Source organism: Bacillus sp. BP-3, from assembly GCF_028401955.1.
GTDB lineage: Bacteria > Bacillota > Bacilli > Bacillales > Bacillaceae_G > Bacillus_A.
In genome coordinates this window covers 1-16475 of the sequence record NZ_JAQOTJ010000002.1, presented here as the reverse complement: position 1 = coordinate 16475, position 16475 = coordinate 1, and the positions used below count along the sequence as shown (strand labels likewise).

Annotated in this window: 13 protein-coding genes; 6 read left to right on the top strand and 7 right to left on the bottom strand. The window is 35.7% G+C overall.

From position 1 onward, the window contains the following. Positions 1 to 398: 398 nt before the first annotated feature. Positions 399 to 2267 (top strand): anaerobic ribonucleoside triphosphate reductase, encoded by a 1869-nt coding sequence (locus PLX19_RS02955; protein WP_272187022.1) that lies wholly within the window; start codon positions 399 to 401, stop codon positions 2265 to 2267. 132 nt (positions 2268 to 2399) lie between these two features. Then, positions 2400 to 3107 carry an iron-sulfur cluster repair di-iron protein gene (gene ric / locus PLX19_RS02950; RefSeq protein WP_272187021.1) on the top strand — a complete coding sequence of 236 codons (708 nt, stop codon included), beginning with the start codon at positions 2400 to 2402 and terminating at the stop codon, positions 3105 to 3107. 154 nt (positions 3108 to 3261) lie between these two features. Here the strand turns inward: ric and PLX19_RS02945 are convergent, their stop codons facing one another. Both PLX19_RS02945 and PLX19_RS02940 read right to left on the bottom strand, forming a co-directional pair. Beyond that, positions 3262 to 3651: a cupredoxin domain-containing protein gene (locus PLX19_RS02945; RefSeq protein ID WP_272187020.1), complete on the bottom strand. Its 390-nt coding sequence runs from the start codon at positions 3649 to 3651 to the stop codon at positions 3262 to 3264. Positions 3652 to 4070: 419 nt separating this feature from the next. Beyond that, on the bottom strand, positions 4071 to 5192 hold the full coding sequence (locus PLX19_RS02940; RefSeq protein WP_272187019.1) for a TIGR04053 family radical SAM/SPASM domain-containing protein: 1122 nt from the start codon (positions 5190 to 5192) through the stop codon (positions 4071 to 4073). 330 nt (positions 5193 to 5522) lie between these two features. Between PLX19_RS02940 and PLX19_RS02935 the strand changes: the two genes are divergently transcribed. The 4 genes from PLX19_RS02935 to PLX19_RS02920 all read left to right on the top strand — a co-directional run bounded on the left by PLX19_RS02935 (position 5523) and on the right by PLX19_RS02920 (position 11407). Next, positions 5523 to 5750, top strand: a complete 228-nt coding sequence (locus PLX19_RS02935; RefSeq protein ID WP_272187018.1) for a DUF1858 domain-containing protein — start codon at positions 5523 to 5525, stop codon at positions 5748 to 5750. A gap of 12 nt (positions 5751 to 5762) precedes the next feature. Beyond that, positions 5763 to 6992, top strand: coding sequence for a DUF438 domain-containing protein (locus PLX19_RS02930; protein WP_272187017.1), 1230 nt, complete (start codon positions 5763 to 5765; stop codon positions 6990 to 6992). Positions 6993 to 7322: 330 nt separating this feature from the next. After that, positions 7323 to 9542: an ABC transporter ATP-binding protein gene (locus tag PLX19_RS02925; RefSeq protein ID WP_272187016.1), complete on the top strand. Its 2220-nt coding sequence runs from the start codon at positions 7323 to 7325 to the stop codon at positions 9540 to 9542. Beyond that, positions 9539 to 11407, top strand: coding sequence for an ABC transporter ATP-binding protein (locus PLX19_RS02920; RefSeq protein ID WP_272187015.1), 1869 nt, complete (start codon positions 9539 to 9541; stop codon positions 11405 to 11407). Before PLX19_RS02925 ends, PLX19_RS02920 begins: the two co-directional genes overlap by 4 nt. Positions 11408 to 11538: 131 nt before the next feature. Here PLX19_RS02920 and PLX19_RS02915 read toward each other — a convergent pair whose 3' ends face one another. From PLX19_RS02915 to PLX19_RS02895, 5 genes are all read right to left on the bottom strand, one after another. Then, positions 11539 to 12273 (bottom strand): DUF975 family protein, encoded by a 735-nt coding sequence (locus PLX19_RS02915; protein ID WP_272187458.1) that lies wholly within the window; start codon positions 12271 to 12273, stop codon positions 11539 to 11541. A gap of 88 nt (positions 12274 to 12361) precedes the next feature. Beyond that, entirely contained in the window at positions 12362 to 13348 is a 987-nt protein-coding gene (locus PLX19_RS02910; protein ID WP_272187014.1) for a DUF3994 domain-containing protein, read from the bottom strand. A gap of 21 nt (positions 13349 to 13369) precedes the next feature. Then, positions 13370 to 14335: a DUF3994 domain-containing protein gene (locus PLX19_RS02905; RefSeq protein WP_272187013.1), complete on the bottom strand. Its 966-nt coding sequence runs from the start codon at positions 14333 to 14335 to the stop codon at positions 13370 to 13372. A 23-nt stretch (positions 14336 to 14358) separates the two neighbouring features. Then, positions 14359 to 15297: a DUF7018 domain-containing (lipo)protein gene (locus tag PLX19_RS02900; protein WP_272187012.1), complete on the bottom strand. Its 939-nt coding sequence runs from the start codon at positions 15295 to 15297 to the stop codon at positions 14359 to 14361. Between the two features lie 458 nt (positions 15298 to 15755). Next, entirely contained in the window at positions 15756 to 16160 is a 405-nt protein-coding gene (locus PLX19_RS02895) for a PH domain-containing protein (protein WP_272187011.1), read from the bottom strand. Positions 16161 to 16475 lie beyond the last annotated feature (315 nt).

The window sequence follows — 16475 nt, the reverse complement described above, 5'->3', positions numbered from 1 at the left end:
CCTCCTAACTTTTTTACTTTCTCTTCATTTTGAGGCGGGGGTATTACTAGGAGTAAGCTTTTTATTAAGGATAAACTATATTGAGGAAGGATACTGTGAGTGAAATCACTGCATTATGATTTTATATCTTTTATTTTATAAAGTGACACTTTTATCAGTGAATTTTTTTCTTCCCCCACCTCGCTTCTTTGCCTTCACCGAAGTTTGAGGTGGGAATATTACTGCCTGAGAATAGTTGGATAAGTTTATTAAACTCTAAAGCTATATCCTCAAAAAATACTTGTAACTACCGTATATATTAATTTTATATTAGTTTTTTTGATGTCCTTGCGAAAAAACACTATATGAAGTATCATTTTATCAAAACTAACACTATATATAGATAAGGGGTGGATGGAATGAATCCATCAAGTAGAATAACAAAACAGTCATGGGATAATTTATGGACAACATTTAACACGATTGTACAGGATAACGATCAAGACTTAATGCAAGAAAATGCAAATGTTGATGGCCGATCTCCAATGGGAATGATGGGAACATTTGCATCTGAGAGCGCAAAATATTATGCGGTAGAACATTTACTTTCTGAACAGGTAAAAAAAGCAATTGATCAAAATATTTTATATCCACACGATTTAGATTTTTACGCAACAGGTACAACAACGTGCTCACAAATTCCACTAGCACAAATACTGGAAAAAGGATTTCATACAGGTCATGGACATATGCGACAGCCACAAGATATTAAAAGTGCGTTGGCTCTTTCTTCTATTATTTTTCAGGCAAATCAAAATATGCAGCACGGTGGGCAATCATTTGCAATGTTTGATATAGATTTAGCACCTTATGTGAAAAAAACGTATGAAAGAAATAAAAAACGTTTGGCGACATATCCATTAACAGCAAAACAGGTAGAAGAATTTGCATGGAAAGAAACAGAAAACGATACGTATCAGGCGTGTGAAGCTTTTATTCATAATTCAAATAGCATGCATAGCCGCGGTGGTGGACAAGTACCATTTATTTCGATTAACTACGGAACGGATACATCAAAAGAAGGAAGATTGCTAATTAGACAATTATTGCGAGCGACTCAAGCTGGATTAGGAAAAGGAGAAACACCAATCTTTCCAATTCAAATCTTTAAATTAAAAAAAGGTGTCAATTTTGAAGAAAATGATCCGAATTATGATTTGTTTGAATTAGCATTAGAAACGACAGCCAAACGATTGTTCCCTAATTTTTCATTTTTAGATGCACCATTTAATGCGATGCATTATGATGGTCGCCCTGAAAGTGAAGTGTGCTATATGGGCTGTCGTACCCGTGTTATGGCTAATATTCATGGAGAAGAAACAGCCATTGGAAGAGGGAATTTATCATTTACATCTATTAACTTAGTAAAACTAGCATTAATAAGCGACTCAAAAGAAGTATTTTTTGAATCATTGAATCATTATGTAGATCTCGGCATTCTCCAGCTATTAGAACGATTTGCTTACCAATCTACAAAAAAGGCAAGGGATTTTCACTTTTTATATTCTCAAGGAGTATGGCGCGGTGGTGAAAAACTTCAACCAGAAGATTCTGTTGTTGAAATTTTGAAACAAGGTACGTTAAGTATTGGTTTTATCGGACTTGCTGAATGCTTAGTTGCTTTAACCGGAAAACATCATGGAGAAAATCAAAATTCGTGGAATCTTGGGAATGAAATTGTTGCCTTTATGAGAAGCAAGATGGATCAAGCAACGGAAGAATATCAGTTGAATTTTTCATTAGTCGCAACCCCTGCAGAAGGATTATCAGGAAAGTTTATAAAAAAAGATCGAGCTGAATTTGGAACAATTAGTGGTGTAACAAATCATAACTATTACACAAATTCATTCCACATCCCGGTTTATTACCCTATTCTAGCGCTTGATAAAGTTCGTTTAGAAGGACCGTTTCATGCGCTTTGTAACGGCGGTCATATTACATATATCGAATTGGACGGAGCAGCTGTTCATAATCAAAAAGCATTAAAGCAAATTGTACAGGCAATGGCGCAATATGGAGTTGGATACGGCTCGATTAATCACCCGGTAGATCGCTGTAAATGCTGTGGCTATAATGGAGTGATTGCGAATGAATGCCCAAGCTGCGGGAATGAAGATGAACATCATATTGAAAGAATCCGCCGTATTACCGGATACCTAGTCGGTGACATGTCGAAATGGAATAGTGCGAAACGTAGCGAAGAAACAGATCGAGTGAAACATAAATGAGAGTAATGAATTATTTATAAAAAAACAGTGATGAACTTAACACATTACAAGTGATGTATATCACCACGTGGGTTCAAAATTATTGATATTCTTAATCCAGATACTAAAGTTAAACTTTATGGAGGCATTCATATGGAACATACATTTACTGAGACTTCTGTTATTGGTGAGATCGTTACAAAATTCCCAAAGGCTAGTGATCTTTTTAAATTATATAGAATCGATTTTTGTTGTGGTGGTAATAGACCACTTATTGATGCTATTAACGAAAGAAATTTATCAGCAGAAGAGGTTTTAACAAAGTTAAATACTCTTTATTATGAAACAAAACTATTAAACGAATCTGAAATTGATTGGAAAACAGCTGCTTATAGCGAATTGATTGACTATGTTGTGAATAAGCATCATCGCTATTTAAATGAAGAGTTACCACTATTAAGTCCGTACGTAACAAAAGTGTTACGCGTTCACGGAGCAGGGCAACCTCATTTAGCTCAAATTCACAAGTTATTTCATGAATTAAAAACTGAATTAGAGCAACACTTAATTAAAGAAGAAACAGAAGATTTCCCATTAATTTTAGCATTTGAGCAAAATCCAAGCGATGAAAATTACACAAAATTACGCAAAGTAGTAGATGAATTAGAAAACGAGCATAACCACGCTGGCAATATTATTAAAGAACTTCGTGAGATTACGAATGACTTTACTCCTCCAGCAGGTGCTTGTGGTACTTATCGTCTTGTCTATCAACGACTTGAAGCCCTTGAAGCTGATTTATTCCAGCATATTCATTTAGAAAATAATATTCTATTTCCACGTGCAATTGCACAAGCTTAAATAACAAAAAAGATGAACCCTTAACTTGGTAGTTGTAGGGGATAACTTAAAAGAGGGCTGTCCCCTCTTTTTTAGTTCCCTTCGTAAAAAAATAAACAACTTTTTATTTAAGTAACTGCTTATTAAACAAGCAAGGCCCTATTGGCCCTGCTTGTTATTTGACTATTACTTTTCCATCCATTCCTTTTTGGAAATGGTACCGACATATCAGTTCATATGTACCGGGATCTTGAGGTTTCACGGTAATGGTTCTTTCTTTTCCCGGCTGGACTTCGGCGTCAATTCTGAGCTTTTCCACTGTGAAGGTGTGCTCTTTCTTACCTTGGTTTTTCAATATCAACGTTGTCGTTCTTCCAATCGGAATAGTGATGACATTCGGATTAAAGTAATCATCGTTCAACTCGACCTCAATCACTTTCACTGACTCAATAGGCTGTGTTACCACCCCGGATTCGGCAAATACACTGAGTGAGCCCGGAGTTGTCACACCCACAATCATCGCAAGCAAAACGACCAATCCAGTTAACCACTTTTTCACAGACATTCGCAATCCTTCCTTCTTAAATAATTACCATTGTTTTCCGATTCGTAAAATAGTATCACTATAAATAGGGCTCCAACATGCTTCAAATAGTAGCTCTTTTATCTGAAGCAGTGACAAAGCAAAAAAATCGACTCTAATAACGATCTTCTAGAATCCATTCTTCTTCAATTAACCTGCACCATTAGTTTAAGTGCAATACTTCATATTCAAACAAAATATTATCATCATCTTCCACAACCTGGCCCTTTAGTAGAGTAACTTTATTGCTACTCAACAGTTCCTTAACCCGCCTTTCAGTTCAGATCTTCTTTTTACTTTTCACTATAAAAAACACCCCTTTAGATAAACAGATCCAAAGGGGCAAAACATCGCAACTTTTTTATAAATGTCGCGACTTTATTCTAAACATCGCGTCTTTTTTATACGTTTTGTTTCTGTTTTCGTAATGCTTTTGGAATGTATACACAGAAAGGTTCACTTTCCATGTAATCTCCAGTCATGGCAAAAGCCCTGGAACGAGATCCTCCGCAAACATATCGGAACTCACAAATCCCACACTTTCCTTTATACTTGTCTGGATTACGCAAGTCTTGGAAGATGGGAGAGTTTCGATAAATATCAGCTAGTGGTGTTGTTCGAACATTCCCAGCTTTGATAGGTAATAACCCACTTGGATACACATCTCCAATATGAGAGATAAACACAAAGCCGTTTCCATCATTTACCCCTTTTGGAGCACGTCCAAGTCCATCAATCTGCCCCGTCATTCCATTCATCAATACATCCTGATATTGAATAGCCTGATCTATTGTTTTATTTTCTCGCATTTTTTGTTGAATAACAACACGTCTATAGTGCTGAGCAGCCGTTGTTTTAATATCAAAAGAAACCTTTTTACTTAATTGATATAGCCACCGGAATACTCTTTCATGCCCAGCTGGTGAAATCATATCTGTTTCCTTACCGCGCCCCGTTGGAACTAAGAAAAATACACTCCAAAGTACACACTCTAATTCCTCTACTAATTTTGCCATCTCTTCAAGTACATTCACATTATAATTAGAAATAACAGTATTAATTTGAATAGGAATTTCCAATTCATGCAAATAACGAATCGCATTCATTGTTAATTCAAATGACCCCTCTGTTCCCCTAAAATGATCATGTATTTCAGCTGTTGGCCCATCTAGACTAAATGCCCATCTAGCAAGCCCTACTTCTTTTGCTTTTTGAATTGTTTCTTTCGTAACGTTTGAAGTAGCACTTGGTGTCATAGATACTCGAACACCTTTTTTTATCGCATAATCCGCAATATCATATACATCCGGACGCATTAATGGATCACCGCCGGTAAAAACAAGTATCGGATTATCCATTTCATATATATCATCAATTAGTTTTTTACCTTCTTCAAATGTTAGTTCAAGAGGATGACGATGATACTGAGCTTCCGCACGACAATGAAGACATTTTAATTGGCATGCTCTTGTTAACTCCCATATCACAATAAATGGATTTTTGTTAAAATCACGATTAATCAAAATTAAACCCTCCTATCGATTTACCCCGCTATTTGCGGGCAGTAATACTCCCGCCTCAAAATTCAACAAAAACAAAGTCTAGCTCTAGCGGCTAGAATCTCCGGTCGTTTTGCCCCCACTGATTAAAGTTTCACTTTATATCCTCATTGTAAAGTTATATAAGAACTCATGTTGTGAGATATATCACGCATGAAATTGTCATTATGAAATGAAACTTGAATCAGTCCTTACAATCGAGCTTTTACGTGTGATTTTCCTCACTTCTTATTCATTCTCTCTATGTTACATTGTTTTTGAGAATTAATATCACTTATTCCCGAGGTGAGAGTAATGACAAAGATGATTGATTTTAGTCAAACCGTTTGCAATTTGGCTAACAAATACCCTGAAATCATCCCTATCTTAAAAGAGCTAGGCTTTGAAGATATAACGAAACCTGGCATGCTGCACACAGTCGGCCGAGTAATGACTATTCCAAATGGTTGCCGGATGAAGGGAATTTCTTTCGATATCGTTAAAAAAACTTTTGAAAACAATGGATTTAACATTAAAGAATAGAGGAGAATTCTTATGAGCGAAATGATTAACAATCGTGAACAAGAAAGTATGAATCAATTTGAAAGACAGGCTATCTTAAAGGAAATTATTAAAAATCTTCATAATGGAAAAAGCGTGAAAGAAGTGAAGGCCCAATTTGAAGAAGCAGTTGGGAATATTACCGTCGCGGAAATTTCAAAACTTGAACAGGCACTCATGGAAGAAGAAGGAATTCCAGTGGAAGAGGTACAACGTTTATGCTCGGTGCATACAGCTATTTTTAAGGGTTCCATTGAAGAAATCCATCGATCTGAGAAACCCGAAGATCAAGCTGGGCATCCAGTTCATACATTTAAGCTTGAAAACAAAAAAATTGATAAGCTTGTTAACTTCAAACTTCAACTTCACTACGAACGTTTCGAGAAAGAAGATAGTGAAGAAAACATTTATAAACTAATCGAAGATTTAAATCTGTTGCTGGATGTGGATAAACACTATAGCCGTAAAGAAAATCTGCTTTTCCCCTATTTAGAAACATACGGAATTTACGGTCCGACACAAGTAATGTGGGGAATCGATGATGTCATTCGTAACGCCATTAAAGATGTGAAACAAGCATTAACAAACTATAACGGAGATAAAAAGACGGTCTTAGACGGTGTTTACTTTGTCATCCGTGAGGTAACTGAAATGATTTTTAAAGAGGAAAATATTTTGTTTCCAATGGCTCTTCAAACTCTTACGGAAGATGAATGGATTAAAATCGCTCATGAAAGTGATGAAATTGGCTATTGCTTAACAGGTCCTGCGAGTGTATGGAAACCTGAAAGAAAAGCAGTGCAAGAACAAGCTATGTCTGAAGGATTCATTCGTTTAGAAACAGGTATACTATCTTTAAAACAACTAGATATGATGTTGAACCACTTGCCTGTGGATATTACGTACATTGATCAAGATGATGTTGTACGCTACTTCTCTCATGGAAAAGAGCGAATCTTTGCTCGCACAAAAGCGATAATCGGTAGAACAGTTCAAAACTGCCATCCTCCAAAAAGCGTTCATGTCGTTGAAAAGCTCTTGGAAGACTTTAAATCCGGAAATAAAGATTGTGAAGATTTCTGGATTAAGTTCAAAGATAAATATGTATACATTCGATATTTCGCTATACGGAGTGAAGATGGAGAATACATGGGTACCCTTGAATTCACACAAAATATCACTCCAATTCAAGAAATCCAAGGAGAAAAACGCATTCTCTCATAAAGTGAAACTTTAATCAGCCCCCACCTAACGTCTTTGCTTTCGCTAAATGTTGAGGTGGGGGTTTACTTGATTTAGAAGCCTCATCGACTTAGAACTTCCTATTTTTGGTTAGGCACTAACCGCTTCTACGCATAACCAAACCCTCTCGCCCCAAAGTTTTAATTTATCTTTATATTCTAAGCGCTAAAAGTTGCATTACCTCTTAATATAGTCATAGAATTATAATTAATTTGTAGTCAAAAGCACGTAACAAGTGGGTAAAATGAATTACTATGAAGAATAAAGTAAAAGCTAAAAAAATTAGAAACGGAAAATGGAGAGATGAATTAAATGTTCAAGATCATCAAACATTTAAAACCATTTGTTGCTTCCATCATTGCAGTTGTATGTTTGTTAACTGTGCAAGCAGTATGTGACCTATCACTGCCAGACTACATGTCTAACATTGTCAATGTAGGGATTCAACAAAAAGGTGTCGAAAACGCAGTACCTGAAGTTATTCGTAAAAGTGAGATGGATAAACTTACGCTCTTTATGAATGACAAAGAAAAGAAAGCAGTAACTGACAATTATGTACTGCTAGATAAGAACAATCTTTCTCAAAGTGAACTAAAAAATGATTTGAAAGATTATCCAAAGCTTGATAAAGAACCACTTTATAAGCTACATACAACGGATAAACATACACTCAGTGAACTAAACGATATCTTTGGGAAACCGATGTTAATTACACAAGGAATTGAAAAAGGCGGCACTGACAGTAAAACAGAAATGAAGCTTCCGCCAAATACAGATCCTTTCACAGTCATTGCGAAACTGCCTCAAGATCAAATTGATGCGATGAAAGAAAAGGCAGACAAAAAGTTTAAAGACATGCCAGGCAGCATGGTAACACAAGCCGCTGTTTCATTCATTGAAAATGAATATAAAACAATTGGTATCGATACAGATAAACTTCAATCCAATTATATTCTTATTTCTGGCGGGAAAATGCTCCTTTTATCATTAGTGAGTATGGCAGCGACCGTTATCGTAAGTTTACTAGCGGCAAAAGTGGCTGCAGGACTCGGCAGAGATCTGCGAAAGAAAGTATTCCGGAAAGTTACAAGCTTCTCGAATGCGGAGTTTGATAAGTTTTCCACTGCCTCTTTAATCACAAGAAGCACAAATGATATTCAGCAAGTGCAAACACTGATGGTGATGATGCTTCGAATCGTATTCTATGCACCGATTTTGGGCATAGGCGGCATTATTAAGGTACTTACTACAGACCTTTCCATGGGATGGATTATTGCCGTTGCGGTAGTCGCAATTTTAAGCTTAGTTATTGGTTTATTTAGCGTTGCCATTCCTAGGTTTAAAATGATCCAAAAGTTAGTTGATAAAATTAACTTAATCACGCGTGAATCGTTAACAGGTATGCTTGTTATTCGTGCGTTTAATAATCAAAAACACGAAGAAAAGAAATTTGAAAAAGGCAATCAAGATTTAACAAAAACAAATTTATTTGTAAGCCGTTTAATGTCATTTATGATGCCGATGATGATGTTTATCATGAATGCCGTTACTGTACTTATTATTTGGGTTGGAGCACACCAAGTGGATATGGGACATATGCAAGTTGGTGATATGATGGCATTTATGCAATATACAATGCAAATCATCATGGCCTTCTTAATGATCTCTTTTGTATCGATTATGGTTCCACGTGCTTCTGTATCCGCACAACGTATCGCAGAAGTTTTAGATACTGACCTTTCCATTCATGATGCAGCGGAGCCAAAAACATTTGCTTCAGACAAGAAAGGTTACGTTGAATTTAAAAATGTTAGTTTTAGATATCCAGGTGCAGAAGAAGATGTACTTTCCAATATCACCTTTACTGCAAAACCTGGTGAAACGACAGCTTTCATTGGAAGTACAGGTAGTGGTAAATCCACACTAATCAACTTAATTCCGCGCTTTTATGATGTCACAGGCGGTCAAATCTTAATAGATGGCACTGATATTAGAGAAGTATCTCAGAAGGAATTAAGAGAAAAAATCGGTTATGTACCGCAAAAAGGAGTTCTATTCTCCGGTACGATTGAAAGTAACTTGAAATACGGTAAAAAAGAAGCAAGTGAAGATGAATTAGTAAAAGCGTCAGAAATTGCGCAAGCGATGGAGTTTATTAACGCAAAACCTGAAAGCTTCCGTACAGAAATATCACAAGGTGGTACGAACGTTTCTGGTGGTCAAAAACAAAGACTTTCGATTGCCCGTGCTCTTACGAAGAAATCGGAAATCTTCATATTTGATGATAGCTTCTCAGCTCTTGACTTTAAAACAGACGCGCTACTACGCAGAGCTTTAAACAACGAGCTTGCCGGAAGTACTCTTTTACTTGTTGCGCAAAGAATCAGTACGATTATGAATGCAGATAAGATCATTGTGCTGGATGAAGGAACAATCGTCGGAACTGGTACTCATGAAGAGCTTATGGAGAACTGTGAAGTTTATAAGCAAATTGCTTTATCACAACTTTCAAGAGAGGAGTTGTCATCATGAGCGATAAAAAAATAGAAAATAACAGACAAGGTGGTTCTGGCGGCGGTGGTCATATGGGCGGCGGCATGCAAAAGATTGAGAAAGCAAAAAACTTCAAAGGAACGATGAATAAGCTCCTTCAATACTTGAAGCCATATAAATTATCAATCTTAATCGTTATCCTTTTCGCAATCGGTAGTGCAGCCTTTACAATCGTCGGTCCAAAAATTTTAGGGCATGCCACAACAAAACTTTTCGAAGGACTCGTAAGCAAAGTAACAGGAGCACCAGGTGCTGCAATTGACTTTACCTATATTGGGAACATTGTCATCTTACTTCTTGGATTATATATACTGAGCGCTGCGTTTGGCATTATCCAAGGCTATATCATTTCTGGAGTAGCCCAAAAGGTATCTTATAACTTCAGAAAAGAAATCGATGAAAAAATTAACCGGATGCCGCTAAAATACTTTGATAAAACAACACACGGAGAAGTATTATCGAGAGTTACAAATGACGTAGATACAGTGAGCCAAACGTTAAATCAAAGTATGTCGCAAATCATCACATCGGTAATTACAATCATCGGTGTATTTATTATGATGCTATCAATTAGCTGGCAAATGACATTAGTCGCGCTCTTAATATTGCCAGTATCCATGATACTTATCATGGCAGTCGTAAAACGATCACAAAAATACTTCAAATCCCAACAAGAATATTTAGGACACGTAAACGGGCAAGTTGAAGAAATTTATAGTGGTCACAATATCGTTAAAGCCTTTAACAAAGAAGAAGAAGAAGTGAAAAAATTCGAAGAGGTAAACGACATCCTTTACCACTCCGCATGGAAATCGCAATTTTTATCGGGAATGATGATGCCGATTATGATGTTTATCGGGAATATCGGTTACGTTGCTGTATCGATTTTAGGCGGATGGCTTGCAGCAAAGAGAACGATCGCAGTTGGAGATATTTTAGCCTTTGTACAATATGTGAGAAACTTTACACAGCCAATCGCTCAAGTAGCGCAAATCGCGAACGTACTTCAATCAACAGCTGCAGCTGCAGAAAGAGTCTTCGAATTTTTAGAAGAAGAGGAAGAAGTACCAGAATCAGAAAATCCTGTGAAGCTAGAAAAAGTAAACGGAGAAGTGAGCTTCAAAGATGTTGAGTTTGGTTACAATCCAGATAAAACGATCATCAACAACTTCTCAGCAGATATCAAACCTGGCCAAAAAGTTGCAATTGTCGGCCCAACTGGAGCTGGTAAAACAACAATCGTAAAACTATTAATGCGTTTCTACGACGTAAACAGTGGTGCCATTTGCATAGACGGTCACGACATAAAAGACTTTACGCGAGAAGACCTGCGCAGCATGTTCGGTATGGTACTCCAAGACACATGGCTATTTAACGGATCTATCATGGAAAACATCCGTTACGGCCGCTTAGACGCAACCGACGAAGAAGTCATCGAAGCAGCAAAAGCCGCACACGTGCACAGCTTCGTCAAAACATTACCAAATAGATACAACATGGAACTAAACGAAGAAGCAAGCAACGTATCCCAAGGACAAAAGCAATTACTCACAATTGCCCGCGCCCTTCTAGCGGATCCGAAAATCTTAATACTCGACGAAGCAACAAGCTCCATCGACACGCGTACAGAAGTACTCATTCAAAAAGCGATGGAAAACCTCATGGAAGGCCGAACAAGCTTCATCATCGCTCACAGATTATCAACAATCCGTGATGCCGATTTAATCCTTGTGATGAAAGATGGGGATATTGTAGAACAAGGTAATCATGAAGAGTTATTGAAGGCTGATGGGTTTTATGCTTCGCTTTATAATAGTCAGTTTGAAGGTGCGGATGCTTCTTAAACAAAATAGAAGAAGCTTTACACTTTTAATGAATCGTTAAAAAACAAGAGGCCACCAAAAAGCGAAACTTTTTGGCGGCCTCTTTTGCATAAATCGGTTACTTTTTGAAATTTCCTCTTAATATTCTCTTTCTAGATAACCGTTTTCTCTTCCATAACTGTATCTCTATTCGCTAAATTTAAGTAGAAGTGCGATACTGTTGTAAAATAATATGGATAAATCCAAAGAAACGGAATACCAAGTGTGAAAAATGCAATAGCAATCCCTAAAATAAACCATCCGATAAAACTTAAAGACAGTATAAATAAATCAAATTTATGCCCTTTCATCATTTCCTGGCTCTTTTTAAGCGCTTCACTTGCCGTATATTCTGGATGATCTAACATGATATAGTAAGCCATAGAATAAGAGAAACATTTTATAATACCTGGAATAATCAACAATAAACTCCATAAAAATACGTATACACTCATTAACAAACCTAACTTTATAGATTTAAATACATTATTTTTACGAAACCCCTCAAATAAATCATCAATTGTAGTAGATTCTTTTTTCGCCAAACGCAATGTAACATTATAATATCCATAAGCCATAATGCCTTGTATACCTATTAAAACAATACCTATAATTACGAAAGTAAGTACATAAGAAATAGCACCTGCTGCATTTAACATCTCGTCTCCTGCAGTCGAAGCACTAGCATTCATGATTTCACTAAATAAGATGCACAGAAAAAAAAGGGGAAATCCGATAATAATCGTGCCAATAGTAGAAATAATATAATACAGAAACGAAGCCCCTGCTCCTAATCCCCATCTACCTTTTAGTGAAGATAAGGCTGCTTTTTTAAAATCACTGATCAATTTAATCCCATCTTTCCTTTTATTTGTTGTCACTTAAATGAATAACAATATTACATAGAGAATAATGGCATCTTTTAACAACATTTATTTATTTTTGTTTCATAAAACGATAGATTTGCGGTAACTCTTCATCGAATAGTTGCATTTTACTATCTGTAAAGTTTTGTACTTTATATGATACAACTTTTCGTTTTGGTCGGAATGATTCTCCGGCTTGATATGCTTTCTTTATTGTTAACTCTAATATCATCTTATCTTTATTGTAAGACCATGTTCCTGTCGCATAGTTCTTTTTACTTGGATACTCGTCTCCCGAATAGACCTCAAACGTTTTATCCTCTTTCAGAATGTAGTTAGGTACAACTTTACCATCTCTTAGAAAACCCCAAGTACCTGCGAACTCTTTACCAGTTTTTGATGTGTTTTCTTTGACAGTGTCTGTATCCATCCCTGCTTTCTTGTCTAAATCTATCAGTTGCTTTTCAGTTAAGACAGTACTCTTAGGCTTTATGTTTTCTTTGTGATTCTTTGCATTTTTACCGTTTAGCTTCTCACATACAGCGTTCCAAGACTCTTGTGCTTTCTTTAGTTCCTCGTCAGACACTTTTACTTTCTCTAAATGCTCGTCAGTTGACTTATCTTTAGCAGTATAGATTTCTTTCAGAAGTTCAAATCCTTTTTTATAGTGATTCATTGATTCTACGATTTCTTTTTGTAGTTCTTCATATTCCTGCGGAGGAATTATCTTAATGAAATCGTCAGCTGTTCGAATCATACCATCAAATAACTCTAATGAAGTCTCTGTTGATAAACCTTGTGTACTTCTTCTTGCAGGTTGATTACCAATTGTTTCATAGTCACTATACTTTTCATCAAAGACTAAAATTAAAGAGTCAATTCTACTTTCATATTCTTCTTTTGTTAATTGTTTATTAGTGGGCGTCTTCTGTTCTACTTTATCCTCTTGTTTCGACTCTGCTTTATCGTTTTGTTTAGACTCTGCTTTGTCTACCCCTCCACACCCTGCTAAAAGCATGATTGGTATTGCGACTGCTAGTACCTTGTTTCGTTTCATGAATTTTAATACCCCTTTAACCTACTTTTGCTTTACATATCTAGTTGTAGTTTTTGCTTTCTCGTTGTATAATTGCAAATTCTTTGTATCGTAGTTTTGTACTTTATACTCTACGTCTTTTTGCATAACCTCTGCTTCTAATCCATTTGCAAACTGTTTTGTAATATGCATTTTTAACACCATGTTAGACTTATCATATTCCCATGTACCTTCTGCATAGTTTGTCTTATTTGGATAGTCACCTGCTGTATAAATCTCAAATGTCTTAGGACTTCCACCTTTTAAGATAAATAACGGATTAAATTTACCGTCACGCATAATACCCCAGTTTGCTATTATTTCTGTACCGTCTTTTACGTTCTTTTTAACATTATCATAGTCTACACCTGAACCTGTAGTTACACCCTTCAGCTCTTGGGACTCTAACCCTCCACCTTGGGACTTTGTTATTTCGTTTTTCATGTCTTGGTAGACTGCAATCCAGTATACGTCACCTTCATGTAAAAGAGTTTCAGCCTGTTCAACAATCTCTTTGTCTGTTCTCTTATCATTTGAGTTTGACTTATCTCTTGTATAGCCGTCTTTTAGTACAGATAATGCTTTCTTATACTTTACAATTGCCTTTTCAATATCTTTTTGAGAGTTTATATATTTATTAGGTGGGTCAATTGCTTCAAACTTAGCAATTACCTTGTTTACACTATCTATACTAGATAAAATGTCTTCCTTAGTTGCACTACCTTTAAGAGAATTATCTAGTCTAGTAGTTAATGTTTTAAATTCCGAATCAAATTCACTACCTAAGTCTATTAAATATTGTGGATAATCTTCTGCTAAGACTCTTACTTTCTTAACATCAGACTCTGCCTTTACCTTAGAAGTCTTTGACTCTTCTGTTTTTACTTCCTTAGAAGATTTTTCTGTGGTTGCACAACCACCTAATAACATAATAGGAAGTGCTAAAGTTACCAGTTTCTTTGCTTTCATAAACATATACCCCTTTATATGATTTATTTATGTTTTACCGCTGTTATCACTGTACCTTTATCATCTACGATTTTAAATGAGTTACCAGTGAATGACTTAACTGTATATGGTACTAGACCTCTCATCTCGTTTTTACTGTATGTCTTACCGTCGTTTACAAACTCTGTTGGGTATAACTTCAGTTTCTTCTCGTCTGCATTGTAGTACCACTCACCTGTCATATGGTTGTCTTCATATGCCTTACCTTTACCTGTATCATCAAATCCAGTGAATGTATGGTCTTCTCTAAATTCTAATGATTTGTGGAATACAGTTCCATCATAACGACCCCAAGAACCATACCACTCACTGCCCTCTTCTGAAATTGTAATTTCAGTTCCGGTATCTGCTTTCGTGTCTGACTTTGTAGTTGGAGTGTCAAACTTTACTCCTGTTTTGTCGCTTATGGAATTTGCTTTATCTATATTTGCTTCTTGAAGTGGCTTATACCCCTCCACCATATAATCGTTACCTTCTTTAATCTTTTGCATTAAATCTTTTGCCGTTTCTTTATCAGTAGACCCACCTTTTACAATCTTAGCCTGTTTTGCATATGCTTCTGAATAACAATCTACCCCTTTTAAGATTGTCTTATGAGCGTCTGCATACTCTTTAGGCGGTTCAATTTGATGGAATTTCTTAATTATCTTTTGTAAGTTTTCTTCTTCTTTTAAAATCTCTTTTGTTAACGTCTTCTCATCTTTGTTCTTATCCATTGCCATTTCTGTTATTGTAGCAATTTTACCCATTAACTCAGATGATAAACCAGTCATGCGTGTTGGGTATAATTCTTTTGATAACTTCTCTTTCGTTTCTTGTTTTGCTTCTACTTTATCTTTTGGCTTGTCTGCTAATGAATTTGTTCCGCAACCCCCTAATACCATTAACGGAATTGCAAAACATAGTAACTTATTTGCTTTCATGGATATACCTACCTTTTTTGTTTTTATTCCCCATCCTTATGTATCGTATCATTCACTTATTTCGTAGTCAAAAAAATCTTCTATACTTGTAAAGTTGAGCATAAGGCAAGATTATTTCTTGTCTCGTCTGAAAAAAGCAACTTGCCGGAAGAAAGAGAAATTCTATGAAACAATGAAGTTTGGATAGTATGTATCCAAACTTAGATTCCGTTTTCATAAAAAAATAGTTAACAAGTATAGAATCCATACTTGTTAACTATTCATAATATCAGGTAGCATCACTTATGATTATCCATTGTATTTTATGGTTTAAAAATAAGAATTCAACCAGTTATAAACTTTAATTTAATCTAGACTCAAACTAACTTAAAACAAAGAACAATAAGTAACCAATATAAATAGTGGTTATCATTACCACATTCACTATGTTTACAAATGTCTCTGTCCATTACATTTCATTAACCATACAATTTTTCTAACTCTACTAAGCTCTTTTTGTGGTTTGATAAACCAACTGTAAAACTGTTCGGTTTCATTTCGATTACCCCTTTGTCCTCTATTAACTTTATAGTGACATTGGATTTAATCATACCTCTCTTTACACTTACTTTCTCTACTTTATCTAATTCTAAATAAACAATATTCTCAGTAGGATCACCAGTTGCAGGGCTTAACTCTATTAGTATGATTCTCTTATTTGTGAATCCTACAAGGTAATGTTTATTTAAAGCAAGTGCACCCAAGCCAAAAGCTAAATATTGAGAATGAGATGCCATTTTCATAACATAGAAGTAATGAACATAAGTCTCACCTTCTACCCTTAGTTTATCGAATAATTTGTCTGCATTTGTGTTCGTTAACATCTTTTATTCCCCTTTGTTTTAGACTGAAATTCTGGTTATTCTACCCTTAAACGTTTAAAACAACCAGAATTAAGTACTATAGTTACCATATATTCCACAAATTCACATGTCAATTTAAATAAAAAAAGCACCTGCTCGTCTATGATAGATGAGCAAGTACTTTAAGTTTATTGTAAATACAATGATTTTATAGTGACTAGCAACCTATAATAATACAACTGTCATGAGTTGTTACTTTGGTTCTGTTGCAAAGTTTCCTACATGAAGCTACACTCTAGAAAACAGGATATAGGAGAATCAGATATGAGGTATTTT